Source organism: Streptomyces sp. NPDC049879 (assembly GCF_044461265.1).
In the GTDB taxonomy this organism is placed as follows: Bacteria; Actinomycetota; Actinomycetes; order Streptomycetales; family Streptomycetaceae; genus Streptomyces.
Genome location: NZ_JBITKT010000004.1, coordinates 172,859 through 199,048 on the forward strand (window position 1 = coordinate 172,859; position 26,190 = coordinate 199,048).

A 26,190-nucleotide genomic window follows, 5' to 3' on the forward strand; every position below is an offset into this window, starting at 1 on the left:
CGATAGCGTGGCTGAAGCCGGTGGGGGTGCTGCGAGGCATACACGTGCGCGGTCGGTCGACGCCTCCGCCATCGTGGCTGGCTGTCGTCGGGTGTGGTTCGTGCCACTGTCGTGCCAGATACAGCGGTCAGTCGCGATCAACGAGGGCACCTGGCAGTCGACTCGCTGGGCATCTCACTAATCATCGAAGCCCCAGGTCACCGGCACGACACCCCAGCCTCTTTCGGTCACAACCCGGTCAGAGCCTGAGGGGGGCATGACGGGCAACCCGAGTGTCGATGAACGACCATGTGCCGACTCTCGCAGCAGTCATCAGAAACCCGCCGCCGGGCTGTGTCGGCGACTCGCGTCGAACATTGACATCGGTGAACAGTACGGCCCATAGATCGCGACACGTGCTCATCGACTACGCGCGGGCCTCGACCACCGACTCGATGGTGGCTCGCTGGGCGGCTTCCTCGTCGGCGCGGCAGGTCCTGGCGGGGCAACGCGGTGACGTTCGCGCTCGGCCGCCCCGGCGCCGTGCCCACGTCCCCGGCCCCTGCCACGGAGGGGATGCCGAAACGGGTCGGCGTGCGCGGGGACATGGCGGGGAGGCTGCGACTGGTAGGGCAGGACGGGCAGTCGCGGACAGCGCTGGGCATGACGGGTTGTGCCACTGGGTGTCCGATACCCGTGACCGGCCTGCTGCGGCCGCTGCTGGGGCGGGTACCACGGGGTTGCTGATCGCCGCGCAGACGCTGAGTGTCGTGGCGGTGGCGGGCTGGGTGACCTCGCGGCGGGGACGGGCGTGGTGGCGGCCGGTGGGAGGGAAGCGGGGTGACGGTGCGGCGCGGCCTCAGTCCGTGAACAGGCAGAACGGGTGGCCCGCCGGGTCGAGGCACACCCGTACGTCGTCCTGCGGCTGGTGCTCGGCGAGGACCGCTCCGGCCGCGACGGCGTGCGCGGCGGCCGCGTCCAGGTCGTCGACGCGGATGTCGAGGTGCGCCATCATGCGGGCCTCCCCCTCGCGCGCGGGCCAGACGGGGCGGACGTGGAGCGGCTCGCGCTGGAACGACAGGCCAGCCCCGCCCTCGGGCGATGCCAGCTTCACCCAGTCCGGCTCGTCCTGGATACGCGGCCAGCCGAGCAACCGCTCGTAGAAGGAGGCGAGTTCGTGGGGGTCGGGCGAGTCGAGCACGATGCCGCCGAGCTTCAGTTCCATCCGGACCGTCTGCCCGTGGCACGGCGGGTTCTCACCTGCCTCCCCCGCCCAGGACGGGACTTACCGGCACGTAAGGCCAGAAGGCCGGTGGGTAGGCTGACGAGGGTGACCGACAAGCCAAGACGCCGCCTGCCCCGGAGCGTGCGCGAGCAGGAGATCATCGACGCGGCCCTGCGGGTGTTCTCCCGGCGCGGGTACCGGGCGGCGGTGGTGGACGAGATCGCGGAACTCGCCGGGATCTCGAAGCCCATGGTCTACCTGTACCTGGGCTCCAAGGAAGGCTTGTTCATCGCCTGCGTGCGGCGGGAGGCGGGGCGTCTGGTCGAGACGTTCCGGGAGGCGGCGTCGTCGGAGGACACGCCGGAGGAACGGCTGTGGGCGGGCCTGTCGGCGTTCTTCGCGTTCGTCGCCGAACGGCGCGACAGCTGGGTGGTGCTGCACCGCCAGGTCCCCGACCAGAGCGAGGCGGTGGCGGCCGAACTGGCGGCGGCCAGGCGGTCGGTGATGGCGGAGGTCACGGGCCTGGTCGGCGACGGGATCGTCCAGGGCCACACCCCCGCCGTGCGGCTGAGCGGCGTGGACGCCGACTTCGTCGCCCACGCCCTGGTCGGCGCGGCCGACTCGCTCACCGACTGGATGGAGCGGCATCCCGACGAGTCGCCCGAGCGCGTGACGCTGCGGCTGATGAACATGACGTGGATCGGCATGCGCAACGTCCTGGACGGACAGGTCTGGTCGCCGCCGGAGCACGCCGCCTGACGCGCGACCGGCCCCGTGCCGTCACGCCGCGGACGGCGGGCGCAAGGGCATTGCGCTCGTAGCTACCAGCAGGTAAGTCTACTGGTGGGTCAGCAGCGGAGCCGCGGACGGCGAGGGGAATGACCATGGGCCTGGGACGCGATCTGGCGAAGGCGCGGCGCCACGCGGGGCCGGCAGGGCGCACGGGAAGGGAGACGGTCCGCGAGGACGGGACCGTGCGCGAGGTGCGCGCCGAACCGCTGGTCCCGGCACTGGAGTCGGGCAGCATGGCGGACATCCCGTTCCGCAACGCGGCGCACGTCCCGGAGGACGTCGTGGCGCGGCGCAAGGACGCGGACGGGCGCTGGGAGCCGGTGACGGCGGCGCGGTTCGCCCGGGAGGTGACCGGGGTGGCGAAGGGCCTCGTCGCGGCGGGCCTGCCGCCGGGCGGGCGGGTGGCCCTGATGTCCAGGACGCGCTACGAGTGGGCCGTCCTCGACTTCGCCGTCTGGGCGGCGGGCGGGCAGAGCGTGCCGGTCTACCCGACGTCGTCGGCCGACCAACTGGACTGGATACTGCGGGACTCGGGCGCGGCGTTCCTCGTGGCCGAGACGGCGGCGCACGCGGAGACCGCGCGGCCCGTCCTCGGCGACCGGCGGCTGTGGCTGATCGACGGGGCCGACGGCGGCGAGGCGGCGCTCCCGGCGCTCACCGCGCTCGGCCGGGACGTCCCCGACGCCGAGGTGACCGCGCGCCGCGCCGCGCTCACGCCCGGGACGCCCGCGACCGTCGTCTACACGTCCGGCACCACCGGCCGCCCCAAGGGCTGCGTCCTCACCCACGCCAACCTCCACGCGGAGACGGCGAACCTGGTGGAGCTGCTCCAGCCCGTGTTCGCCGCCGTGACGGGCCAGATCCCGGCGACGCTCCTCTTCCTGCCCCTGGCGCACATCCTCGGCCGCACGATCCAGCTCGCCTGCCTGTCGGCCCGCATCGAGACGGCGTACTGGCCCAGCGTCAGGCCGGACGAACTGCGGCCGGAACTGGTCTCGTTCCGCCCGACGTTCATCGTCGGCGTGCCGTACCTGTTCGAGAAGATCCACGCCACGGCGCGCGCGCAGGCCGAACGGATGGGCCGGGCCGCCTCGTTCGACCGCGCCGAGCGGATCGCGGTCGCCTACGCCGAGGCGGAGCTGCGCGCGTACCACGGCACCGGCCCCGGCGCGGGACCCGGCCTGCGGCTGGCCAGGAGGCTGTACGACCTGCTCGTCTACCGGCGCATCCGCGCGGCGCTCGGCGGGCGCCTGCGGCACGCCATCAGCGGCGGCTCGCCGCTCGACCCCCGGCTGAACCTCTTCTTCCTCGGCTGCGGCATCGCCGTGCACGAGGGCTACGGCCTCACGGAGACGACGGCCGCCGCGACCCTCGCCGCGCCGCCCGTGCCGCGCCCCGGCACGGTCGGCCCGCCGATCCCCGGCACGTCCGTGCGCATCGCGGACGACGGCGAGGTGCTCGTGCGCGGCCCGGTCGTCTTCGGGGCCTACCTGGGCGACGAGGCGGCGACCGGGGCGGCGTTCACGCCCGGCGGCTGGCTGGCGACCGGCGACCTCGGCGCGCTGGACGACGAGGGCAACCTGCGCATCACCGGCCGCAAGAAGGACCTCCTGGTGACCAGCGGCGGCAAGAACGTCTCGCCCGGCGTCCTGGAGGACCGGCTGCGCACCCGGGCGCCGGTCGGGCAGTGCATCGTCGTCGGCGACCGGCGGCCGTACGTCGCCGCGCTGATCACGCTGGACCCGGAGGCGCTGCGGCACTGGCTGGCGGTGCGCGGGCGCCCCCTGGACACGCCGGTGGACCGGCTGTGCGGCGACGAGGCGCTGCGGGCGTCCGTGCAGGAGGCCGTGGACCACGCGAACGAGGTGGTGTCCCGGGCGGAGTCGATCCGCCGGTTCCTGCTCGTGCCCGGTGAGTTCAGCGAGGAGAACGGGCTGCTGACGCCCTCGCTCAAGATCAGGCGCGCCGCCGTGGCCGAGGCATACGCGGCGGACATCGAGCGGCTCTACGCCTCCTCGCCCCACGGGGGCTGATCGGCGCCGTGGGCGCGTGGGCGTCCGCCGCGTCGTGCCGTTGCCCTGCCGTCGGGCGGCGGCGTCAGGAGGGTCGCGCTCAGGCGGGCGCCTCGGCCGAGACGAGCCCGGCGATCCCGTACCCGTCCAGGTACCGCTGTACGCGGTAGTCACCGTGTTCCCGCCAGGTGCGCAGGAGTTGCTCGAAGGCGGGGTGGACCAGGGCGAGGGCGAGGAAGCCGCCGGGACGGAGCGGGGGCCTCCGGTCGGGGATCGCCATCAGGACCATGCTGCACACGACGGCGTGGAAGGGCGCGCCCAGGGCCGACTGGACACAGGTGGGGCCTCCCTCTCACGGGCGAGGACGCACATCACGTCCGTCGGTTCGACCCACACCACCCGCGCGCCGTGCCCGGCGAGCACGCGCCGGCCGCGCACGTCGTCCGGCAGCCGCAGCAGGGGGGATTGGCCAGGTGCCGTTCGGCGAAAACCCCATCCTGGCGAGCCCGGAGGCGCCGGGGGCGGCGTACCGGCGGGGACCGTCGGCGGAAAAGCGGGACGACTTCTTTAGTAATCAGAAAATAGTCTTGCCGCTTTTTCACCGCGCAGGCGTCCCGGAATTCACCCGTAAGCGTGGCGTGTCCTCCACCTGGCTGGTTAGTCTTCCTGGTGGGCGCACGCAAGGGGTGGGAAATAGCGGGAGGGGTGCGGTGGGAATGAGGAACGAGACGGAATTCCCGTACACACGACGCGTTCCCCGGAACGGCCGCGCGCGGAATTCCGCCGCCGACGCGGCGCTCCTGGCCGTCTTCACCCGGGACGGCAGGGAGAACCCCTACCCCGCCTTCGCCGCCCTCCGGCGGCTCGCGCCCGTGCACCACCACGAGGGGCTCGGCACGTGGTTCCTCACCCGGCACGCGGACTGCCACGCCGTGCTCACCGGACCCGGCTTCCACACCCCCGGACGCGAGTGGTGCGACCGCGAGATACCCGACTGGCGCGAGCACCCGGGCGCGCGCTTCTTCTACTCGTCCCTGCTCCGCACCGACGGCGCCGACCACAGCCGGGTGCGCCGCCTCGTCACCGGCGCGCTCGGCGCCCGGAGCGTCCGCGCGCTGCTCCCGGACGTCCGTGATCTCACCCGGCGGCTGCTCGACCGCTTCGCCGATGCCACGGCGGACGGCGGGACCGCCGACTTCCAGGAGCTGGTGGGCTATCCGCTGCCCGTCGCCGTCGTCGGCCGCCTGATCGGGGCGCCGCCCGAGGACCAGGGCCCGTTCCACCGGCTCGGCCAGGACGCGGGACGGCTGCTCGAACCCGTGCGCTCCGCCGAGGACTGGCGGCGCGCCGACGAGGCCGTGGTGGCGCTGCGCGCGTACTTCGCCGACCTCGTGCGCAGGCGGCGCGCCCGCCCGGCCGACGACCTGACGTCCGCGCTGCTCGCCGTCCGGGACGCGGACGACGGACGGCTGTCCGGCGACGAGCTGGTGGACACGCTGCTGCTCGTCCTCGTCGCCGGATTCGAGACCACGGCGGGCCTGCTGGGTCTCGCCGTCCACGCCCTGCTGGCCCACCCCGACCAGTGGCGGCTCCTGTGCGAGCGGCCCGACGCGGCGGCGGGCGCCGTCGAGGAGACGCTGCGCTGGGACACGCCCGTCCAGATGACCGAGCGCATCGCCGACCGGCCCGCCGAGATCGGCGGCGTCACGATCCCCGAGGGCGCCAACGTCACGACGGTCCTCGCGGCGGGCAACCGCGACCCCGCCCGGCACCCCGACCCCGACACGTACACCGTCCTGCGCCCCGACAGCAAGGTCCTGAGCTTCAGCGCGGGGCCGCACCACTGCCTCGGCGCCGCCCTGGCCCGCGCCGAGAGCGCGGAGCTGCTCACCCAGCTGGCGGCCCGTTTCCCCCGGCTCGCCCCGGCGGGCGAGCCGGTGCGGCGCGAGTCCGTCAGCCTCCGCGCCTTCGCCCACCTGCCGCTGGCCGCCACCGGCTGACGGACGCGTCGTACCCCGAAGGGACCTGCCCGTGAGATTCCTCCAGTGCGAACGCGCCACCCTCGACCGGCTCCTGCCCGGCCTCGACGCGGCGCTCGCCCGCGTCCCGCTCGACGTCCTGGAGCGCGCGCCGAGCCCGGCCGTCGCCGCCTTCCGCGCGGCGGGCGGACCCGGGCTCCTCGTCCCGGCCGAGCACGCCGGTCTGGGCGCCACACCGCTGGAAGCCGTACGGGTGCAGCGCGCCCTCGGCGCCCGCTGCCCGTCGCTCGCGGTGGCCACCACCATGCACCACTTCTCCGTCGCCGGTCTGGCGCTGGCCGCGCGGGGCGGCACCGGCCCCGAAGGGCTGCTGCTCGAAGCGGTGGCGAAGGAACGGCTGCTGCTCGCCTCGGGGTTCGCCGAGGGCCGCACCGGACAGAACATCCTGCGCCCCCACATCACCGCGCGGCGGCGCGCCGACGGACGCGTGGTCCTCAACGGCAGCAAGAAGCCGTGCAGCCTGTCCCGTTCGATGGACCTGCTGACCGCCTCGGTCGTCATGGCGGACGACGACGGCGTGGCACGCCTCGCCGTGGCGCTCGTCCCCGCCGCCACACCCGGCGTCGAGGTGCGGCCCTTCTGGCGCACGCACGTCCTGGCCGGGGCGGAGAGCGACGAGGTCGTGCTGACGGACGTCGCGCTCGATCCGCGGATGGTGGTGCTGACCGAGGTCACCGCGGACGGCGTGCCCGACGCGCTCAACCTCGCGGGCTTCCTCTGGTTCGAACTGCTGCTGACGGCCGGGTACCTGGGGATGGCCGCCGCGCTGGCCGAGCGCGCCCTGCGCGCCGGTGAAGGACCGGCGGACCCCGCCGCCCTCACCACCGGGCCCGACGCCGCGATGCTCGCCGTGGAGGCGGTCGCGCGCGCCATGGAGACCGAGGAGTGGACGGACTCGCTGCTGGCCGCCGCGCTGTCCGCCAGGTACGCGGCGCAGGACGCCATCGCCCGCGCCACCCGCGACTGCCTGGCGGCGCTCGGCGGGATGGCGTTCATCGGTTCGCCGGACGGCGCCTACCTCGCCTCGGCGGCGGCCGGGCTGACGTTCCATCCGCCGTCCCGCGCCCGCATGGCCGCCTCCCTGCGGGACTTCCTCCACGGCGCGCCGCTGCGCATCGGGTGACGGCATGCGACGGACGGGAGTGGAGGAGGACGGCGCGTACCGTGTCGAGGTGCTACCCGGCATCGACGCCGTGCCGGAGGCGCTGTGGCGCGCACTGGCCCCGGCGGACGATCCGATGTGGTCGCGGGCGGTCTTCGCCGCGATGGAACGGGCGGCGATCGGCCCGGACGCGTACGCGTACCTCGTCGTGCGCCACGCCGGACGGCCCGTCGCCGTCCTGCCGCTGAGCGTGTTCCGGGGGCTGCGCGCGGACAGGATCGTGGGCCCGCGCGAACGGCGGCTGCTCGCGCCCGTGAGCCTTGTCGCGCCCCGGCTGCTGCGCGTGCCGACGCTGTTCTGCGGCCATCTGCTGGGCCAGGGGCACGTCCTCGGCGGGCTCGGCGCACGGGCGGACGGCGGCGCGCCGGCGCGCGTGCTGGTGGCGTCCGTCCTGGAGTACGCGCGGGCGAGGCGCCTGGGCACCGTCGTGTTCAAGGACTTCGCGCCGGACGAGCTGGCACCGCTGGCCGACGCCCTGCGCGACGCGGGGTTCTTCTCCGTCCCGGCCATGCCGGACACCGAACTGGCGCTGCCGCACGGCTCGTTCGACGACTACGTGGCCGCGCTCCCGGCCAAGCCGCGGCGCAACGCCCGCGCCAAGCTCCGCAGGTTCGCCGCCCACCGGCCCGCGCTGCGCATCGAGGTGCTGGACGACTTCGCGCACCTCGTCCCGGCCATGCTGGGGCTCTACCGGCAGGTGATGGACCGCGCCGACCAGGCGCTCGACGAGCTGGACGCCGCGTTCCTCACCGCCCTGCGGCCCGCCCCCGGGCTGCGCGTCCGGCTGGTCGCCTGCTTCGAGGGCGAGCGGCTGGTCGCGTTCCTGCTGTGCCTGTTCAGCGGCACGGGCGCGACGGGGGCGCGCATCGGCCTCGACTACGCGCTGGCGCACGACGCGCACCTGTGGCACAACGTCCACTACGCCGCGATCCGGCTCGCGCTGGCCGAGGGCTGCCGGCACATCAGGTTCGCGCAGACCGCGTACGTCCCCAAGGTCGAGCTGGGCTGCGGGCTGGTCGCCCAGCGGCACGCCATGACCCACGTCCGCCCGCTGCCGCGCGCCCTCCTGCGTCGGCTGCTCCCGCCCGCGCTCGGCGCCGCCCTCACGGACGCCCTCGGCCCGCACGCCGACCGGCTCCCGGCGCCGCCGGGGCCGGGCGCCACCCCTCCCCCACCGCATCCGGAAAGCAGGCGAGCGCCATGCCCCGAGTAGAAGTCGACCTCCCCATCGCGGCGCCGCCCGCCGCCGCGTGGGCGGCCGTCGTGGACGTCGAGGCCTACCCGGCCTGCATGGAGAGCGTCGAGGAGGTCGCGGTCGTCGCCCGGCCGGACGCGCGGCACCGCACCACGTCCTGGTCGGTGCGGCTCCAGGGCTCGGTGCTGCGGTGGACGGAGGACGAGGTGATCGACGCGCCCGCCCGCCGGTTCGACTTCCGGCAGGTCAGCGGCGACCTCGGCGCGTTCGCCGGCCACTGGGCGGTGAGCCCGGGCCCCGGCGCGGGCAGCACGGTCTCGCTGCACGTGGACTTCGACATCGGCATCCCGCTGCTCGCCGACATGCTCAACCCGGTGGCGGCCGACGCGCTGCGGGAGAACGCCGCGCAGATGCTCGACGCGCTCCAGGCCCGCCTCCTCGCGGCCGGTGAGGACCGGGCGGAGTGAGCGCCGCCCGGGAGACCGCGCCCCACGGGGCCGCGGCGGCCGAGGTCTTCGACCTGATCCGCCGCCACCAGTCGCCGCGCCTCGCGCTCACCGGCTCGTTCGCCGGACGCGGCGCCGTCGAGTCGTCGGCGTACGGCTGCCGCGTCACGCTGTCGGACGGGCGCACGGCGCTCGACTTCGGCTCGTACGCCGTCACCCTCCTCGGCCACCGGCACCCGGCCGTCGTCGCGGCGGTCCGCGACCAGCTGGACCGCATGCCGGTGTCCACGCGCAGCCTTGCCAGCCCGGTGACGGCGCGCGCCGCCGCCGCGCTGGCCGCGTACCTCGGCGGCGGCCTGCCCCGCGTCTGCTTCGGCCTGAACGGGGCGGACGCGGTGGAGATCGCCGTGAAGCTGGCGCGCGTCGCCACCGGCAGGGGCCGGATCGTCGCGGTGCGCGGCGGCTTCCACGGCAAGTCGCTCGGGGCGCTCGCCCTGACGCACAGCCCGCTCTACCGGACGGGGCTGCGCGGCGCGGTCGTGGACGTCGTGCACGTCCCGGCGGACGACGCGGGGGCGGTGGGCCGCGCGGTCGCGGGCGGCGAGGTGGCGGCCGTCGTCTTCGAGCCGGTGCAGGGCGAGAACGGCGCCGCGGCACTGCCGGTCGAGGTGCTGCGGCAGTGGTGCGCGGACGCGGCGCGGGCGGGCGCGTTCGTCGTCGCGGACGAGATCCAGTGCGGCCTGCGGCGCTGCGGCGAGCGGTCCGTCGCGCTGGCCGAGGGGCTGCCGGTGGACGCGGTGCTGCTGGGCAAGCCGCTGGGCGGCGGGGTGCTGCCGCTGTCGGCGGTGGTGTGCTCGGAGGAGCTGTACGCGCCGCTCGCGGCCGACCCGTTCCTGCACTCGGCGACGTTCGCCGGGCTGCCGCTGAGCTGCGCGGCGCTGCCGCCCGCGCTCGCCGCCGTGGAGGAACTGGCCGCGCACGGCCGGACGCTGGCCGCCGCGCTCGACGCCGGGCTCGCCGGTCTGCGGCTGCGGCACCCCGGCGTCGTCGCGGCGCTGCGCGGGCGCGGCCTGCTGCGCGGCATCGACCTCGTGGACGCGCGGGCGGCCGGGCGGGTCGTCACGGAGCTGGCGGGCGCCGGGCTGATCGTGTCGCCCTGCCTGGGGCGGCCGACGACCGTGCGGCTGCTGCCGCCGCTGATCGCGGCCGAGGCGGACGTGGCGGAGGCCGTCGCCCTCCTCGACGGCGCCCTGGCGGAGGCGGAACGGGGGGCGGCGGCATGACGGACAGCGCGCCCCCCGCCACCCGCGCCACCCGCGCCGCGCTCGCCCGCACCGTCCGCGAGGCGGTCGCCGACGTGCTGGGCACCGAGCCGGACGACATCCGCGAATCGACCGACCTCGCGGGCGACTTCGGCATCGACAGCCTCGAACTGATGGACATCGGCGCCCGCCTGGAGACGGCGCTGCACACGCGCATCCCCGTGGACGACCTGACGGGCGCCGCGACCGTGGGCCACGCGGTCGACCTGCTGTGGGCCCGGCTCGGGCGGCCGGAGTGAGCGCCGGGCGGGTGCGCGTCGCGGTGACGGGCATGGGCGTGAAGTGTCCCGCGGGCACGTCCGTCGAGGAGGCGTTCGCCACCGTGCTGGCGGGGCGGCCGACGGCGGCGGCCGTGCCCGTGCTGGCGGAGGCCGGTCTGCCGGTGCGGATCGCCTGCCTGGTGCCGCCGTTCGACGTCGAGCCGTACATCGGCCGCCGCGAGCTGCGGCAGATCGACCGGACGACGGCGCTGCTGCTGTGCGCGGCGGAGGACGCGCTCGCCGACGCGCGGCTGCCGGAGGGCGTGCCCGCGCACCGGGTCGGCGTCCACGTCGGCACGGGCGTCGGCGGCCTGCCGAGCATGGAGGACGTGACGAGGCGGCACGGCGACCGCCCGGCCGCGATGCCGGTGCACACCGTGCCGAAGACCATGGCCAACTCGCCCGCCTGCCGCCTGGCGATGCGGCACGGGTTCCACGGCTCGTGCCTCACCTACTCGACGTCCTGCGCCAGCGGCGCGAACGCGATCGGCGAGGCGGCGCGGCGCATCCGGTACGGCGAGCTGGACGTGGCGGTGGCGGGCGGCGTGGACGCGCCCGTGACGCCGGTCGTCGTCGGCGGCTTCGCGCGGATGCGCGCCCTGTCGGCGCGGAACGACGCGCCGGAGCTGGCCAGCCGCCCGTTCGACGCGGACCGCGACGGCTTCGTCATCGGCGAGGGCGCCGCCGTGCTCGTCCTGGAACGCTGGGACCTGGCGGTGGCGCGCGGCGCGCGCATCCACGGCGAGGTCGCGGGCTACGCGGCGACGTGCGACGGCTCCCACATCGTCGCGCCGCGCCCGGACGGCGCGCTGGCCGCCGCGTGCATGCGCGAGGCGCTCGCCGACGCGGGCCTCGCGCCCGGCGCGGTGGGGCACGTCAACGCGCACGGGACGTCGACCGTCCTCAACGACCGGGCGGAGGCGGTCGCCGTCGCCCGCTGCTTCGGCGCGGCGGCGCCGCCGCTGACGTCCGTGAAGGGCGTGACCGGGCACCTGATCGGCGGCTCGGGCGCGGTGGAGGCGGTGGTGGCGCTGCTGAGCGCGGAGCGCGGCGTGGTACCGCCGGTGGCCACCACCACGGCCACGCCGGACGCGGCCGGGCTCGACGTGGTGCTCGGGGCGCCCCGGCGCGTCGCGCGGCGGCCGGTGCTGTCCAACTCCTTCGGCTTCGGCGGGCAGAACGCCTGCCTCGTCCTCTCCCCCGCGCGCTGAGACGGCGACGCGGCACCGACCGGCAGAACGGCAGCCATGCGCATCCTCGTCACCGGCGCCACCGGCGTCGTCGGCACCGAAGTCTCCGCCGGGCTCGCGGCCGTCCGGCACACCCGGGTGGCCAGGCGCGCCCCCGACGCGTCGGTCGTCCGCTGGGACATCGGGTCGGCCCCGCCGCCCGCCGCCCTGTCAGGACACTGGGACGTGATCGTCCACGCGGCGGCCTCGACCCGCTGGACGCTCGGCCGGGAGGAGGCGTTCGCGGCGAACGTCGGGCCGCTGCGCGCCGTCCTCGCCCTGGCCGACCGGGACACGCACCTGGTGCACCTGTCCACGGCGTACGTCGGCGGCGTCCGCGCGCCGGAGGACCTGCGGGGCGCCGAGTTCGAGGGCTTCCGGAACGGCTACGAGTGGTCCAAGGCCGTCTGCGAGGACATCGTGGCGCGGGAGCACCCGGGGCCGCTGACGGTGATCCGCCCGCCGCTGATCGTCGGCCGCCGCGACACGGGCGCGATCGCCCGTTTCTCCGGCCCGTACACGCTGCTCCAGGCGCTGGTCTCGGGCCTGGCGGCGGTCGTGGTGGGCGATCCGGGGGGCTGGGCGGAGATCGGCCCGGTGGACGAGGTGGCCGCCGCCGTGGCGGACGCGGCGCTGTCGGAGCCGCCGTCGGCGCCGCGTACGGAGGTGATCGCCGCCGGGGCGGGCAGCCTGCGGCTGGGCGAGCTGCTGGACGTGGTGTGCGGGACGCTCGACGAGTGCCGCGCCGCGCACGGCGCCGCCCCCGTGCCCCGGCCGCCGGTCGTCGCCACCGAGACGTGGAACCGCTTCTTCCTGCCGCTGGCCGAGCGGTACCTGTCGCCGTTCCAGCACCAGGCGGTGCGGCTGCTGGCGATGTTCCAGAGCTACACGAGCATGGCCGCGCCGTTCGAGCCGACCAGGACCGTACGCGACCCGGCGGCCGTGATGGCGACCGCCGTGCGGCACTGGGCGGCGCGCAGGCCACGCCTCGCGCTGGCGCGGCCGACGCCGTGGACGCTGCTGGCGGGCTGATACGCCGTCAGCATCAAGCGGGCACGGGGTAGGGCGCGGCGAGGCCGGCGAGGAGCCGGAGGCCGTCGGCGGCGTCGGACCCGGGCGGCGCGCTGTAGATCATCATGGTCAGGTCGGGGTCGTCGGGGGCCCGCATGGCGACGTAGTCGAGGGCGAGTTCGCCGAGTCGCGGGTGCGAGAACCGTTTGCGGCCACGGGTCCTGCCGCGGACGGTGTGGTCGGCCCAAAGCCGTCCGAAGTCCTCGCTGGCCAGCGTCAGTTCGCCGACCAGGGCGGCGAGCTGCGGGTCGTCCGGGTGGCGGCCGGCGTCCACCCGCAGGGTGGAGACGGTGTCGCGGGCCTTGCCCTCCCAGTCGGGGTAGAGGTCCTTGGCGGACTCGTCGAGGAAGACCAGCCTGGCCATGTTCCGCTCGGCGGGGGGCAGGGCGGGGAAGTCGGCGATCAGGGCGCGGGCCAGGTCGTTCCACGCCAGGATGTCGAGGCGGCGTCCGACGAGGTAGGCGGGGACGGAGTCGAGGGCCTGGAGCGCCTGGCGCATCTCGGGGCCGACCTGCTGCGGACGGGCAGGGCGCCTGCGGGGACGGCTCGGGCGGGCGAGGTTGTGGAAGTGCGCGCGCTCGTCGGCGTCGAGGCGCAGGGCGCGGGAGACGGCGTCGACGATGTCGGGGGACACGTTGCGGGCGCGGCCCTGTTCCAGACGGGTGTAGTAGTCCACGCTCACACCGGCGAGCAGCGCCAGCTCCTCGCGGCGCAGCCCAGGCACGCGCCGCCTGCCGCCGAACCCGCCCACACCGGTGTCGTCCGGGCGCAGGCGGGCGCGCCGGGTCTTGAGGAACTCACTGAGCTGCTGGGCACGGTCCATGCCCCCAGTGTCTGTCACGGCCGTGCCGCCTTGCCTGGTCCTGCCAGACCCAGGCAGGGCGGGGCTCTGGATGGGTCCCGGCGACGTGCGCAGGATGGTGCCCGTCCCACCGAGGACATCGATACCTGAGCAGGAGACACCTCATGCCGAACACCCTCATCATCGTCGCCGGGTTCCGTGCGAAGCCGGGCCAGGAGCAGCGTCTGCGGGACGAGTTGGACGCGATGATCGCGCCGTCCCTGGCGGAGGACGGCTGCCTCGGCTACCAGCCGTTCGCCGACCCGCGCCGCGCCGACCGCATGGTCATCGTGGAGGAGTGGGCCGACGAGTCGGCCCTGGCGCACCACTTCTCGCTGCCGCACTTCACCCACGTGGCGCGGGTCCTGGAGGAGATACTCGCCGAGCCCTTCACCCTGCGCCGCCTGACCGACGCTCCCGTCCGCGTCCCCCACGGGGGTTGAGCGGGCTGCGGGGGTGGCAGGTCTCTGGGGTGCGTGTCTCCGGCGACGCGTGTCCCCGGAGGCGTGGGCCACGAGGGGGCATTGCTGAAAATGCTTTTCATGTCCATTAGAGTGCGGGGCATGTGGGGATCACGCGGGAACACACCTGGGACGACGCGCCGGGGCATACGCGGCCGGAAACGCATACGCCGCCTGGCCGCCGCCGCGCTCGCGCTGCTGGCGGCCACGGGCTGCGGGGGCGGGGGGACTTCGGCCGCGTCCGACGACGGCGCGGGCACGCGTCCGCTGCGCGTCGTCACCTCGTACGCTGTCGAGAGCCTCTCCCCCCTCGAACAGGGCCTGTGGGCACCGGAGTGGGGTTACGGCGAACTCCTGATGCGCGCCACCGAGGACGGCCGCGTCGAGCCGTGGGTGCTCGCCGGGCTCGACCGGGCCGACGCCACCGCCTGGGACCTGCGGCTGCGGGACGGCGTGCGGTTCCAGAACGGGCGGGCGCTGGACGCCGCCGCCCTGACCGGCATGCTGACGGCGCACCTGCACGGCAACAGCCGCGCCGCCTCAGCGCTGCCCGACGCGACCGCGCGGGCCGTGGACGACACGACGGTACGGCTCACCACCGCCCGTCCCACGCCGAACATGCCCAACCTCCTCGCCGACGAGACGGTCTTCCCGGTCTTCGACGCGCAAGCCGCCGCCGAGGCCGCCGGGGACGACGCGGCACTCGCCGAAGCCGGCGTCTGGACCGGCCCGTTCACCGTCACCTCGCTGACCGCCGACGCGCTCACCCTCGCCCGCGACCCCGACTGGTGGGGCGGCGACGTGCGGCTGCCGGGCGTGGAGGTGCGCTTCGTCCCGGACGGGCAGGCGCGCGTGCTCGCGGTGCGCGGCGGCGAGGCCGACCTCGCGTTCTACCCGCCGACCGAGGCGCTGCGCGGCCTGACCGGCGCCGAGGCGGTGGAGGCCGCGGGCGGCGCCACGCCGCTGCGCGGCTTCCTCAACACGGCGGCCGCGCCGCTGGACGAGCCGGAGGTGCGCCGGGCGCTGTCCCTCGCGATCGACTACGACGCGCTGGCGGCCGAGGTGCTCGACGGCTTCTACCGGGCGCCGCTCGGCATGTACCCGGAGACCGTCCCGTACGCCGAACCGACCGTCCGCACCGACCCGGACGAGGCGGCGGCGCTCCTCGACGCGGCGGGCTGGACCCGTACCGGCGACGGCCCCAGGACGCGGGACGGGGAGACGCTGGCGCTGACCGTCGTCTCGTACAGCACCCAGCCGGACACCCGCGTCGTCGCCACGGCGCTCCAGGCGCAGCTGCGGGAGAGCGGCTTCGCCGTCGAGGTGCGCGACGTACCCGCCAACTACGCGGCGATGCAGGAAACTTTGGACTGGCACGTCGGGCTGAGCTTCGACAGCTCGCTCGGCACGACGTTCGATCCCCGCGCCCGGCTGCGGGACTTCCTGCACAGCGACGGGCAGTACAACTTCGGCGCCGTCGCCGACGCGCGGCTCGACGCGCTGATCGAGGATCTTGACACCGAGTTCGACACGGCGCGGCAGGACGGGATCCTGCGCGAGGTGCAGGGGATCGTGGCGCAGGAGGCGTACGCGCTGTTCCTCACCGAGCGGCCGGCCCGCGTGGTCGCCGGGCCCGGCTGGGAGGACTACCGCGTGTCGTCCGTCCTCCAGCATGTCGGCCCCCGGACGTGAGGCGGGCGGCACAGGGGCTGACGACGCTGCTGGTGGCGAGCGTACTGGTGTGGGGCATGGCCGAGTTGGCGGCGGGCGACCCGGCGCGGCAGGTGCTCGCAGCGCGCGGCGTCACCGAACCGGCCCCGGCGCAGGTGGCGTTGGTACGCGGCGAGCTGGGGCTCGACCGGCCCGCGGCGGAGCGGTACGGCCGCTGGCTGGCGGACGCCGTACGCGGTGACCTGGGCGTCTCCTGGCGCACGGGCCGCCCCGTGGCGGAGGAGATCGGGGCGCGGCTGCCCGCGACGCTGCGGCTGGCGGCGGTGGCGCTGCTGTACGCGTTCGCCGCCGCCGTGCCGCTGGCGGTGGCGGGCGCGTGGTGGGCGGGGCGGTGGCCGGACGCGGTGGCGCGGGGCGTGGTGTTCGCGGCGGCGGCGCTGCCCGGTTTCGTCGTGGGCGTGGTGCTGCTGGAGGTGGTGGTGGTCGGCTGGGGGGCGGGACGCGTGGTGGCGGACGGCAGTTGGGGCGGGGCGCTGCTCCCGGCCGTGCCGCTCGCCTGCTCCGTGGCGGCGCAGTGGGCGCGGGTGCTGCGGACCGGTTTCGACGACGCGCTGGAGGCGCCGTTCGCCGAGGTCGCGCGGGCGCGGGGTGCCGGGCGCGGGCGGCTGCTGCTGGTGCACGGCGTGCCGCACGCGGCGGCCGGGTTCCTGACCGTGCTCGGCATGACGGTGGGCGGGCTGCTCGCGGGCGCGGCGGTGTCGGAGGTGCTGTTCACCTGGCCGGGGATCGGCCGGGAGCTGGTCGCGGCGATCGAGGCGCGGGACGTCCCGGTGGTCCAGGGCGTCGTGCTGCTCGCCGTGACCACGTACCTGGTGACGGGCGCCCTCGCCGTCCCGGCCGCCGCCGCGATCGACCCCCGGCTGCGCGGGCGCGGCGTACGCGCGGCGGGGGACGACGCGTGGTGAGGCGGCCGGGGGCGGTCGCGGGTCTCGCGCTGCTCGCGCTGCTCCTGCTGCTCGCCGGACCGGCCCCGCTGCTGCTGCCCGACCCCGACCTGCCGGACTACGCCGACAAGTTGGCGCCGCCGGGCGGCGGGCACCTCCTCGGCACGGACCAGGCGGGCCGTGACGTCGCGGCGCGCATCGCCGCCGGGGCGCGGGTGTCGCTGGGCGCGGCGGGCGCGGTGTGGGCGGTGTCGGTGCTGGTCGGCACGGCGGTCGGGCTGGCCGCCGCGCTCGGCGGGCGCTGGGCGCGCGCGGTGTGCGGGCGGCTGACGGACGTGGCGCTGGCGCTGCCGCACACGCTGGTGGCGCTCGCCGTCGCGGGGGCGCTGGGGCCCGGCCTCGGGAACCTGGTGCTGGCGCTGTCCGTCACGGCCTGGGCGGACACGGCGCGGCTGGCGGCGGCGTACGCGCGGGGGGCGTTCGGCCGCCCGGATGTGACGGCCGCCCTGCTGGCGGGGGTCGGCCGCGTACGGGCGGTGCTCGGGCATGTGGTGCCGGGCGCGGGGGTGAGGGTGCTGGCGGTCGCGACGCTGGGGCTCGGGCAGGTGCTGCTCGGCCTGGCCGGGCTGTCGTTCCTCGGCCTGGGCGCGCAGCCGCCGACGGCGGAGTGGGGGCAGATGCTGGCGGAGAGCCGCCACGACCTGATGACGGCGCCCTGGGTCGCCGCCGCGCCCGCCACGGCGGTGTTCGTGACGGTGTGCGCGGCGGCGCTGCTGGGGGACGCGCTGCGGGCGCGGGTGGACGGGGGGCGGTCGCGGTGACGGCAGCTGAACGGCACGACACGGCAGCGGCGTTGTCGCCCGCCCGGCTCGGACGGCCGGAGCGGCGTGCTTCCGCCCGGGGCCGGACACGGCGCAGGGCGGTGACACACGGGTCTGCGGCCGGACGACCGGGCGGCGGCGGCCTGTTGCGCTCGGCCTGGCCGCGCATGCGCGCCGTGACCGGCTCGGGCAGACGGCACCGCGCGCACGCCACCAGCGGAAACCGGCCGGGGAAGGTCCCCTGTGACGCACGAGCTGTTCGTACAGGCCGCGCACAGGATCCGGGAAGTGATGGGCAACCGCCCGGCACGAAGCGGCCGTTGTTCCCGCCACCGCCGGGTCGAGGCACAGCGACGCGCGGGAACGTCCTGTGCGGACCGTGGTCGGCGCTCCCGACCTGGCAGCCGGACGGACCGCGCGGGCGAGCTGTGCGAGGAATCCGGCACCAGACAGGTCAACACCACAGCGGCGCCGGCATGTCGCACCCGATACGGCAGTCCCCGCGCGTGGATGCGTGCGGCGCGGCGGGGGACGCGGAGCCCCGGGGCCGGACACGGCGAGAGGCGGACAGGTGACGGACGGACCGCGCGGGCGCGTCGTGCTCGATGTGCGAGGGCTGGCCGTCGAACGACCCAGCGGCGCCCAGCCGTTGAGAGACGTACGGCTCCGCGTGCGCGCCGGTGAGTGCGTCGTCGTGGTCGGCTCGTCCGGTTCCGGCAAGACGACGCTCCTGCGCGCCCTGCTCGGCCTCCTGCCGCCCTCGGCGCAGGTCACGGGCAGCGCGGTGGTGTGCGGCACGGAGGTGGTGGGCGCCCCCGAGCGGGCACTGCGGCGGCTGCGCGGCGGGACGGTCGGGTACGTGGGGCAGGACCCGTTCGCCTCGTTCGACCCGCTGCGGTCGGTGGGCCACCACGTCGCCGAGGCGTGGCGCGCCAGGGGCGGCGGGCCGCCCGGGGACGCGGTGGCGGAACGCCTCACGGCCCTCGGCATCGCCGACGCCGCCCGCCGCGCGCGGCACCGCCCGCACGCCTGGTCGGGCGGCATGCTGCAACGCGCCTCGATCGCGGCGGCCGGGGCACACACCCCGCTCCTGACGCTCGCCGACGAGCCGACGAGCGCGCTGGACGCCGACCTGGCCGACGGCGTGCTGACCGCGCTGCGCCGGGACAGCCGCGCGCTGCTGATGGTCAGCCACGACCTGCGGCTGGCGCGTACGGTCGCCGACCGGATCGCCGTGCTGCACGAGGGGCGGATCGTCGAGGACGGCCCGGCGGCCGATGTCCTCGCACGCCCCGCGCACCCGGCGGCGGTCGCACTGGTCGAGGCGCTGCCCGCGCCCCGTACGCCGCCGCGCCGCCCGGCGCGCGGCGGTCCGCCGGTCGTGACGGCGCGCGGCCTGACCCGCCGCTACCCGGGCGCGGGAACGGTGGTGTCGGACCTCGGACTCGACGTGCGTCCTGGCGAGTTCCTCGCCCTCACCGGGCCGTCCGGCGCGGGCAAGTCCACGGCGCTGCGGCTGCTCGCCGGGATCGAACGGCCCGACGCGGGCGAACTGCTCCACGCGGGCGCGCCGGTGTGGAGCGACGGCCGCCGCCGGTCGCCGCGCGGCGGCTGGGTGATGCCCGTCGACCAGGACCCGCGCGCCGGTCTCGACCCCCGCTGGCCGGTGTGGCGCACGCTCGCGGAGCCGCGCGGACGGTCCGGAGCGCGGGGCCGTGCCGCCGCCGTCGCCGCGGCCCGCGCGGCGCTCGACTCGGCCGGGCTGACCGGCGTCGATCCGCGCGCCCGCCCCGCCGAGCTGTCCACAGGACAGTGCCAGCGCGTCGCGATCCTGCGGGCGCTCGCCGCGCGGCCCGCCCTCCTCGTGGCCGACGAACCGACCTCCGCGCTCGACACGGTGACGGCGGCGGCGGTGCTGCGGCTGCTGCGCGCGGCGGCGGACGCGGGCACGGCCCTGATCGTCGTCAGCCACGACACGGCGCTCATGTCCCAGGCCGCCGACCGGATCATCCGCCTCGCCCCTCCCCCGAGTGCGGCCGCCCGCTGAGGGGCGCGCCGACAGGCTCGCGGTCGCTCGTCGGCCCCCGGAGCCCGGCCGATGGAGCGCGGCGGGCGGCAGGGCCCCTCGGCGACCGCGCGCGGCGACGACGAGCGTTGGCGATGGGGGCCGTGCTTCTGGCCGGACAGTACGACCTGAGACCGCGACTGGCCGGTGCTCCGGGGCGACCCCGCGCGGCCTCCCTTCGCCCTGTTCCACCTGCGGCAGCGGCAGGTCAGGGCCGTGGAGACGGTCAACGCCCCGCGCACCGGCCGCCGGGTGGTACCCGAGCTGCTGGCCGACCAGGCGGTGGACATGCGCGACGCCGGCCGGGACCCCCTGCCGCCGAACACCCGCGACGCACGTAGCCGCCCCGCTTCGGCCGTGCGACGAGCCGACCAGGACGGCGGGCCGGGCGGTCGGCGTCCCTCTGTGCGGTCTCAGCCGCGCAACTCGTGCCGCGCATCCGCGTGAAGACACGAGCGGCGACATCGAAGGGACCGAGTCGGCGGCGCGGCGGCTCGTGGGGTGCGGGGCTGAGGCGGCGAGTGCGCAAGACCTGGCGGCAACGGCGACCTCGCCCCCCTCGCGGACGCCGTTCTCAGCCGTCTCGACAAGGACGAAGGGACGTCCGTCAGCGACCTGGCGGTCGCGGGAGGCGTACGCCCTCGGTCGGTGGTCACGGTCGTCGCCGTCCGGACCCGGGGGACGGACCCTGGTCCGCGCCCTGACCGGCGAGGCCCCGCTGAACGAGGAGCAGGAGCTGCTCCGCCGGGGTGGCCTCGGTGGCGGTCAGGGCGATGCCGTTGGCCAGGGCGAGCAGTTCGGCGGTGTCGACGTCGCGGCGGACGGCGCCGGTGGCCTGGGCACCCGCGAGCAGCGCCGACGCGGCGGCCCGCATCGAGCGGTGCCACTGGTCGAACAGGGCCGAGCGCTGCCCGGCCGGGTCGTCGGGGATCGACAGCGCCAGTTCCCGCTTCGCCGCGACGTGGGCGATGAACTCCAGGAGCCAGCCGAAGAGGGCGTCGCCGGGAGCCTCACCGGCCTGCAACTCCTCGGCGCGCGCAAGCAGTTCGGCCACCTCTCCGGCGTAGACGGCGACGATCAGGTCGCGGCGCGTCGGGAAGTGCCGGTACACCGTCGCGTTGCCGACACCGGCCCGGCGGGCGATGTCGTCGAGCGGGGCGTCGACGCCCTGGTCGCGGAAGACGTCCCTGGCCGTGGCCACGAGCAGGTCGTGGTTGCGCTGGGCGTCCGCGCGGCGGCGCCGGGGTCCGGGACGCGGCGCGGCAGGGTCGTTCCGCGGGGGCATGGCTCTCCTTGTGAAACGGGGACTTCCCCGGTTACGGTAGCCGAACCACGGAAACGGGGAACCCCCCGTTTCCCGTCCCGCAGTATCCGGCACAGGAGGTCCCGCATGCCGCAGGAAGCGGAGAACGCCGCACCACCGGGCCCGGGAGAGGTGCACAGGCGCGTCGTCGAGAGCTACGGAGAGGTCCTCGCCGGGCGGCTCGACGACGCCCTGGCACTGATCGACCCGGAAGTCCTCGACCACCGGGGCGGCACGCAGGGAGACCACCACGGGCGCGCCGCCTGGCGGCGGAAGTGGGAGCGGATGGGCGCGGACAGCGCGTTCCACGACGTGTCGGTGACGATCGAGCAGAACGTCGTCGCGGGCGACACCTCCGTCAACCGGTACACCACCCGCGGCACCCACACGGCCTCCGGCCGGCACTACGCGGTCCTCGGCATGGACATGGTCCGCGTCCGCGACGGGCGGATCGTGGAGCACTGGGCCCTGCGCGACTCCGACGCGATACGCGACCAGCTCGGCCTGTGACCCCCGGGCGGACCACGCCCGGGGGACACGCGCCACTCCGCGCCCGGCGGCTCAGCGGCCCGGGTGGACCGGTGCCGGGGTCAGCGCCTCGGCGGCGGTCCAGTCGACGATCTGCACGGCCGCACCCGCCGCCTCAAGGCCCGCGCACTGGTGGTGGTGCCGCCGCGTGATGTCCCCCGGCCGCAGCAGCGGGCCGAACGCCGGGTGGGCCAGCAGCCGCCGCGCGTACGCCCACACGCGCGGGTGCGCGGCGATGCGGTGCACGGCGTCCGCGTCCAGGTGCCAGCGGTGCACCAGGTCGAGCTGCACCAGCGTCACCCACAGGTGGACGTCCGCCGCCGTCACCGCGTCGCCCAGCACGAACGGCCCGTCCGCGAGCCACCCCTCCACCTGGTCGAGCGCCCCCAGCAGCCGCGCCAGCGCGGGCCCGCGCCCCGGGTCGGGGCTGGCCTCCCCGGCGCGCTGCGCCGCCTCGGTGACCGCCTCGTCGCACAGCTCCACCACGGCGTCGATCCGCCGCCGCAGCCCGTGCGGGCGCAGGTCAGGACCGTCGCCGGGGAAGCGGACGGCCAGGTCGTGCGTGATGTCCGCCGCGTGGTTGCTGACGACGCGCCCCGTCCAGCGGTCCGTCAGCGCGGGGGCGGCGGAGGGCCCGTGGTACGCGTGGCTGGTCGCCGCGTAGGCGCCGCGCAGGGCGTGGTAGCCCCCGTTGCGCATGTCGGGTACGGCGGGGAGGTACGTCACGGGCAGCCGGTCGTCGAGCCCGAGGAGGGTGTGGGTGATCGCGATGCGCAGACACTCCGGACAGGAGAGCGCCAGGTAGAGGTGGTAGCGGTGCGGGGCGGGGTGGAAACCGTGGTCGGCGTCGGGGCCGATCCGTCCCCTGATGGACTGGGCCTCGGCACAGGGCTGGGCGGGCGGGTTCGACGAGTCGGGCACGTGCTGGGGCATGACACTCCCTGGGAAGGGCTGCGGACGGGACGGGAGGCGGTGCGCGGCGGGGGCACGCGCCGGGGCCGGGCGACCGGCGCCGGGGAACGCCGGGACACGGGAGGACGTGGCGCGGGAGAAGGGCACGGTGAACGGCGGGGGACGCGCCGGTGTGCCGGTGCCGCTCAGCGGCGGGGACAGCCCGTGCTGCACACACGCAGCAGGTCGATGTGACGGCGGGAGGTCAGCAGGGGTAGGCGGGGAACCGGACAGCCTGCCGGCGATCCTCCGTCGTTCATGGAACCCCCGTCCGATCCGTCCATCCCTGAGCCCGGCCGTCCACCGGGGGCCCGCGAGGGATTGTCGAGCGGTCCCGGCGGGGCGTCAAGGGCATTCTCCCGGAGCATGTCCACTCCGCCGCCCGGCTAATCCGCCACGCCACGGGAGACCGGGGCCTGGACCGCCGGACGGAACGGCCGGTGCGCCCGGTCGCCGAGGCAACGGGAACGGAGCCCGAACGGACAGCCCCGGTGGGCGTCGGGCCTCCCGGCCTGAAAAGTTTTCAGTACACCGACACCGGGCGCGCAGGGCCCCGTTCCGGGCGCTGCCGCACGTCAGGAGGCTACGGGCCGGTAGCGGCGTTCCCGAGTATTGACCTGCGCATGACTCGTCGTTAGCTTCGGGCGGGAACGTTCCGGAAACCGTCTGAAAACTTTTGGTCCCTCCCCCGTGTGGAGCCACACCATGACGAGCCGCCGTACCTTCCTCGGACTCCTCCCCCTCACCGTCGCCGCGACCGGTGCCGTGACCGCCGACGCGCACGCCGCTCCCGCAGGCCGGGGCGCCCCCTCGTCCCCGCTGCCGTCCGACTTCATCTCGACCTCGTGGCAGCCCGGCAGCCTGCCGCTGGTGACGGGCGGCCGGGCCGTCCCCCTCGTCGTCAGCGGCGCCGACCACCCCGGCGTGCTGCGCGCCGCGGGCGACCTGCGCGCGGACATCGCCCGCGTCACCGGCGCCGAGCCCGCCGTCGCCCACGACCGGCCGCCGCCGCGGCAGGACGCGGCCGTCATCGTCGGCACCCTCGGCCGCAGCCCGCTGATCGACCGCCTCGTCGCGGACGGCAAGCTCGACGTGGACGGCATCGCGGGCCGCTGGGAGACGACGCGCGAGCAGCTCGTCCGCGACCCGCTGCCCGGCGTGCGCCGCGCCCTGGTCATCGCGGGCAGCGACCCGCGCGGCACGATCTACGGGATCTACGAGATGTCGCGGCAGCTCGGCGTCTCCCCCTGGTACTGGTGGGACGACGTGCCGATCCCACGCCACGAGCGGGTGTTCGCGCTGCCGGGACGGCACACCCAGGGCACGCCCGCCGTGAAGTACCGCGGCTTCTTCATCAACGACGAGAACCCGGCGCTCGGCACCTGGGCCCCGGCGTTCTTCGGCCCGGGACGGGCCCCCGGGTACGAGGGCGGGTTCAACGCCGAGTTCCACAAGCAGGTCTTCGAGGTGATGCTGCGGCTGCGGGCCAACTACTTCTGGCCCGCCGTCTGGGGCCGCGCGTTCGCCGAGGACGACCCGCGCAACCATGCCGTCGCCGCCGAGTACGGCATCGTGATGGGCACCTCGCACGAGGCCCCGATGATGCGCGGCATCGAGGAGTGGAACCGGCACGCGGTGGCCGCGCAGCGCGACGCGGACGGCAACATCACCGTGCCGGGCCGCGACCCGTACGGCGGCACCGGCGAGTGGAGCTTCCGGCGCAACGGCGAGGCGATCAGGGCGTACTGGCGCGACGGCATCCGGCGCATGGTCGACCAGGGCTTCGAGGGCGTCGTCACCCTCGGCATGCGCGGCAACGGCGACGTGAGCCTGCCGGACGGCGACGGCATCGAGCTGATGGAGTCGATCCTCGCCGCGCAGCGCGAGATCCTCCGCGAGCTGGCCGGCCCCGACATCACCGGCGTCCCGCAGGTGCAGACGCTGTACAAGGAGGTGCAGCGCTACTGGGACGAGGGGCTGCGGCCGCCGGACGACGTGACGGTCATCCTCTGCGACGACAACTGGGGCAACCTGCGGAAGATCCCGGACCCCGCCCTGCCGGAACGGTCCGGCGGCTACGGCATGTACTACCACTTCGACTACGTCGGCGGCGGGCGCAACTACAAGTGGGTCGACACCGTCAACCTCGCGTCCACCTGGGAACAGCTCAACCTCGCCCACCAGTCGGGCGTCGACCGGCTGTGGGTCGTCAACGTGGGTGACATGAAGGCCGAGGAGCTGCCGCTCCAGTTCTTCCTCGACTACGCGTGGGACCCGCGCCGCTGGTCGATCGACCGGCTCGGCGCCTGGGAACGGCGGTACGCCGCCGAGAACTTCGGCCCCGCGCACGCCGACGCCATCGCCGAGGTGCTGCACGAGTACGGCCGCCTCCAGGCCCGCCGCAAACCCGAGCTGCTGAACCGGCGGATCACGCTCGACCCGGCCAAGGACCCGGCCACCGACCCCTCGGCCGTCGTCTACGACGACCGCGCCACCCCGTTCAGCCTCACCGACTACCGGGAGCTGGAGCGCGTCACCGCCGAGTGGGAGCGGCTCGACGCGCGGGCGCAGCGGATCGGCGAGGAGCTGCCCGCCGAACACCAGGACGCCTACTACCAGTTGGTCCAGTACCAGGTGGAGGCGACGGCCAACCTGTACGCGCTGCGCGCCGCCGAGTTCACCAACCTGCACCACGCGGCCCAGGGCAGGACGTCGGCCAACGCCCTGGCCGACGCGACGGACGCCCGCTTCGCCGACGACCAGGCCATGTCCGACTACTACAACAACACGCTCGCGGACGGGAAGTGGCAGGGCTTCCAGACCCAGCCGAAGATCGGCTACGGCGACGTGGAGCGCTACGGGCCCAACGCCCCCTGGCAGCAGCCGGAGCGGGACAACGTGGCGCTGCCCGACGAGGTGTACCCGCCGGTGCGGCGCGTGACGGCGCGCCCCGGGGCCGAGCTGGGGGTGGCCGTGGACGGGTCGGCGGCGTGGTGGCCGGACGCGCGGGAGGCCGCCGTGCTGCCGGAGTTCAGCCCCTACCAGAGCCAGCCCGCGCAGTACGTCGAGGTGTTCAACCGGGGCTCGGAGCCGTTCGAGTACCGCATCACGTCGCCCGTGCCGTGGATCTCGGTGTCCGAGCCGTCCGGTACGGTCGGCACGCAGGTGCGCGCCGAGGTGACGGTGGACTTCGGCGCCGCGCCGCGCGGCCGGACCACCGTGCCGCTGACGGTCACCGGCGCGGGCACGTCCGTCGAGGTGCTCGCGGTGGTGTTCGACCCGAAGGTGCCGCGGCGGCGGCTGGCCGGCTTCGTCGAGGCGAACGGCTACGTGTCCGTCGAGGCCGCGCACCACGACCGCGCCGTGGACGGCCCCGGCGTGCGCTGGACGCGGATACCCGACCTCGGCCGCACGGGCGACGGCATGACGCCCCTCCCCGTCACCGCGCCCCGGCAGACACCGGGCGGCGGCAGGTCGCCGCGCCTGGAGTACGAGGTGACGCTCTTCACGGCCGGCGAGGTCACGGTGCACGTCCACCTCTCGCCGCGCAACGGCGTCCTGCCCGGCGGTGAGCTGGTGTACGCCATCTCCTTCGACGGCGACGAGCCGCGGCGCGTGGACGTCGTCGCGGCCACCGGGGCGGACGACACGGCCATGAACCGCCAGTGGGAGCGCAACACGTCGGACAACGTGAACGTCACCACGACCACCCACACCCTCGCCGCGCCCGGCCGCCACACCCTGAAGTTCTGGATGGTGGACCCGACCGTCGTGCTGCAGAAGCTGATCATCGACACCGGCGGCCTGCGGCCCAGCTACCTCGGCCCGCCCGAGAGCCTGCGCGCGCACGGCTGAGACCCGCCGGTGCCCGGC

Annotated in this window: 23 protein-coding genes; 18 read left to right on the top strand and 5 right to left on the bottom strand. The window is 75.7% G+C overall.

What is annotated here, in order from left to right:
• Positions 1 to 838: 838 nt before the first annotated feature.
• Positions 839 to 1,204 carry a VOC family protein gene (locus tag ACIBPC_RS15625; protein WP_398844724.1) on the bottom strand — a complete coding sequence of 122 codons (366 nt, stop codon included), beginning with the start codon at positions 1,202 to 1,204 and terminating at the stop codon, positions 839 to 841.
• A gap of 105 nt (positions 1,205 to 1,309) precedes the next feature.
• Between ACIBPC_RS15625 and ACIBPC_RS15630 the strand changes: the two genes are divergently transcribed.
• A complete protein-coding gene (locus ACIBPC_RS15630) occupies positions 1,310 to 1,963 on the top strand; it encodes a TetR/AcrR family transcriptional regulator (protein WP_362966380.1) in 654 nt (217 codons plus the stop codon).
• A 125-nt stretch (positions 1,964 to 2,088) separates the two neighbouring features.
• Positions 2,089 to 4,029 (top strand): AMP-dependent synthetase/ligase, encoded by a 1,941-nt coding sequence (locus ACIBPC_RS15635; protein WP_398844727.1) that lies wholly within the window; start codon positions 2,089 to 2,091, stop codon positions 4,027 to 4,029.
• Positions 4,030 to 4,108: 79 nt separating this feature from the next.
• On the opposite strand, the gene ACIBPC_RS15640 is transcribed toward ACIBPC_RS15635, so the two are convergent.
• Complete coding sequence (locus ACIBPC_RS15640) at positions 4,109 to 4,288, bottom strand: hypothetical protein (protein ID WP_398844730.1); 180 nt, start codon at positions 4,286 to 4,288, stop codon at positions 4,109 to 4,111.
• A 436-nt stretch (positions 4,289 to 4,724) separates the two neighbouring features.
• Between ACIBPC_RS15640 and ACIBPC_RS15645 the strand changes: the two genes are divergently transcribed.
• Genes ACIBPC_RS15645 through ACIBPC_RS15680 form a run of 8 tightly spaced genes read left to right on the top strand, consistent with a single transcriptional unit; the run spans position 4,725 to position 12,693 of the window.
• Entirely contained in the window at positions 4,725 to 6,008 is a 1,284-nt protein-coding gene (locus ACIBPC_RS15645) for a cytochrome P450 (protein WP_398844732.1), read from the top strand.
• Between the two features lie 31 nt (positions 6,009 to 6,039).
• Positions 6,040 to 7,170 (top strand): acyl-CoA dehydrogenase family protein, encoded by a 1,131-nt coding sequence (locus tag ACIBPC_RS15650; protein ID WP_398844734.1) that lies wholly within the window; start codon positions 6,040 to 6,042, stop codon positions 7,168 to 7,170.
• A 4-nt stretch (positions 7,171 to 7,174) separates the two neighbouring features.
• Entirely contained in the window at positions 7,175 to 8,422 is a 1,248-nt protein-coding gene (locus tag ACIBPC_RS15655) for a GNAT family N-acetyltransferase (RefSeq protein ID WP_398844737.1), read from the top strand.
• Positions 8,410 to 8,871, top strand: a complete 462-nt coding sequence (locus ACIBPC_RS15660) for an SRPBCC family protein (RefSeq protein ID WP_362966393.1) — start codon at positions 8,410 to 8,412, stop codon at positions 8,869 to 8,871. The genes ACIBPC_RS15655 and ACIBPC_RS15660 overlap by 13 nt, the downstream gene beginning before the upstream one ends.
• Positions 8,868 to 10,133, top strand: coding sequence for an aspartate aminotransferase family protein (locus ACIBPC_RS15665; RefSeq protein WP_398844740.1), 1,266 nt, complete (start codon positions 8,868 to 8,870; stop codon positions 10,131 to 10,133). The genes ACIBPC_RS15660 and ACIBPC_RS15665 overlap by 4 nt, the downstream gene beginning before the upstream one ends.
• Positions 10,130 to 10,411, top strand: coding sequence for an acyl carrier protein (locus tag ACIBPC_RS15670; protein WP_398844742.1), 282 nt, complete (start codon positions 10,130 to 10,132; stop codon positions 10,409 to 10,411). The genes ACIBPC_RS15665 and ACIBPC_RS15670 overlap by 4 nt, the downstream gene beginning before the upstream one ends.
• Positions 10,412 to 10,422: 11 nt before the next feature.
• Positions 10,423 to 11,643: a beta-ketoacyl-[acyl-carrier-protein] synthase family protein gene (locus ACIBPC_RS15675; protein WP_398845599.1), complete on the top strand. Its 1,221-nt coding sequence runs from the start codon at positions 10,423 to 10,425 to the stop codon at positions 11,641 to 11,643.
• Positions 11,644 to 11,679: 36 nt separating this feature from the next.
• A complete protein-coding gene (locus ACIBPC_RS15680; RefSeq protein ID WP_398844745.1) occupies positions 11,680 to 12,693 on the top strand; it encodes an SDR family oxidoreductase in 1,014 nt (337 codons plus the stop codon).
• A 13-nt stretch (positions 12,694 to 12,706) separates the two neighbouring features.
• Here ACIBPC_RS15680 and ACIBPC_RS15685 read toward each other — a convergent pair whose 3' ends face one another.
• The gene (locus tag ACIBPC_RS15685) at positions 12,707 to 13,555 is read right to left on the bottom strand and encodes a helix-turn-helix transcriptional regulator (RefSeq protein ID WP_398844748.1); all 849 of its coding nucleotides are present in this window, start codon (positions 13,553 to 13,555) and stop codon (positions 12,707 to 12,709) included.
• A 143-nt stretch (positions 13,556 to 13,698) separates the two neighbouring features.
• Between ACIBPC_RS15685 and ACIBPC_RS15690 the strand changes: the two genes are divergently transcribed.
• From ACIBPC_RS15690 to ACIBPC_RS15715, 6 genes are all read left to right on the top strand, one after another.
• Positions 13,699 to 14,016 carry a putative quinol monooxygenase gene (locus ACIBPC_RS15690; RefSeq protein ID WP_398844751.1) on the top strand — a complete coding sequence of 106 codons (318 nt, stop codon included), beginning with the start codon at positions 13,699 to 13,701 and terminating at the stop codon, positions 14,014 to 14,016.
• 120 nt (positions 14,017 to 14,136) lie between these two features.
• On the top strand, positions 14,137 to 15,726 hold the full coding sequence (locus ACIBPC_RS15695) for an ABC transporter substrate-binding protein (protein WP_398844753.1): 1,590 nt from the start codon (positions 14,137 to 14,139) through the stop codon (positions 15,724 to 15,726).
• Complete coding sequence (locus ACIBPC_RS15700; RefSeq protein ID WP_398844755.1) at positions 15,723 to 16,670, top strand: ABC transporter permease; 948 nt, start codon at positions 15,723 to 15,725, stop codon at positions 16,668 to 16,670. The genes ACIBPC_RS15695 and ACIBPC_RS15700 overlap by 4 nt, the downstream gene beginning before the upstream one ends.
• Positions 16,664 to 17,470, top strand: a complete 807-nt coding sequence (locus ACIBPC_RS15705) for an ABC transporter permease (RefSeq protein ID WP_362966411.1) — start codon at positions 16,664 to 16,666, stop codon at positions 17,468 to 17,470. Before ACIBPC_RS15700 ends, ACIBPC_RS15705 begins: the two co-directional genes overlap by 7 nt.
• Positions 17,471 to 18,041: 571 nt before the next feature.
• Positions 18,042 to 19,517 (top strand): ABC transporter ATP-binding protein, encoded by a 1,476-nt coding sequence (locus tag ACIBPC_RS15710; protein WP_398844758.1) that lies wholly within the window; start codon positions 18,042 to 18,044, stop codon positions 19,515 to 19,517.
• A 165-nt stretch (positions 19,518 to 19,682) separates the two neighbouring features.
• Complete coding sequence (locus tag ACIBPC_RS15715) at positions 19,683 to 19,982, top strand: hypothetical protein (RefSeq protein WP_398844761.1); 300 nt, start codon at positions 19,683 to 19,685, stop codon at positions 19,980 to 19,982.
• A 205-nt stretch (positions 19,983 to 20,187) separates the two neighbouring features.
• Here ACIBPC_RS15715 and ACIBPC_RS15720 read toward each other — a convergent pair whose 3' ends face one another.
• Positions 20,188 to 20,820, bottom strand: a complete 633-nt coding sequence (locus ACIBPC_RS15720; RefSeq protein ID WP_398844762.1) for a TetR/AcrR family transcriptional regulator — start codon at positions 20,818 to 20,820, stop codon at positions 20,188 to 20,190.
• A 105-nt stretch (positions 20,821 to 20,925) separates the two neighbouring features.
• Between ACIBPC_RS15720 and ACIBPC_RS15725 the strand changes: the two genes are divergently transcribed.
• Complete coding sequence (locus tag ACIBPC_RS15725; RefSeq protein ID WP_398844765.1) at positions 20,926 to 21,348, top strand: ester cyclase; 423 nt, start codon at positions 20,926 to 20,928, stop codon at positions 21,346 to 21,348.
• Between the two features lie 51 nt (positions 21,349 to 21,399).
• On the opposite strand, the gene ACIBPC_RS15730 is transcribed toward ACIBPC_RS15725, so the two are convergent.
• Positions 21,400 to 22,299, bottom strand: a complete 900-nt coding sequence (locus ACIBPC_RS15730) for a glutathione S-transferase C-terminal domain-containing protein (RefSeq protein WP_398844768.1) — start codon at positions 22,297 to 22,299, stop codon at positions 21,400 to 21,402.
• A gap of 723 nt (positions 22,300 to 23,022) precedes the next feature.
• Between ACIBPC_RS15730 and ACIBPC_RS15735 the strand changes: the two genes are divergently transcribed.
• Positions 23,023 to 26,172, top strand: coding sequence for a glycosyl hydrolase 115 family protein (locus ACIBPC_RS15735; protein WP_398844771.1), 3,150 nt, complete (start codon positions 23,023 to 23,025; stop codon positions 26,170 to 26,172).
• The last annotated feature ends 18 nt before the right edge of the window (positions 26,173 to 26,190 follow it).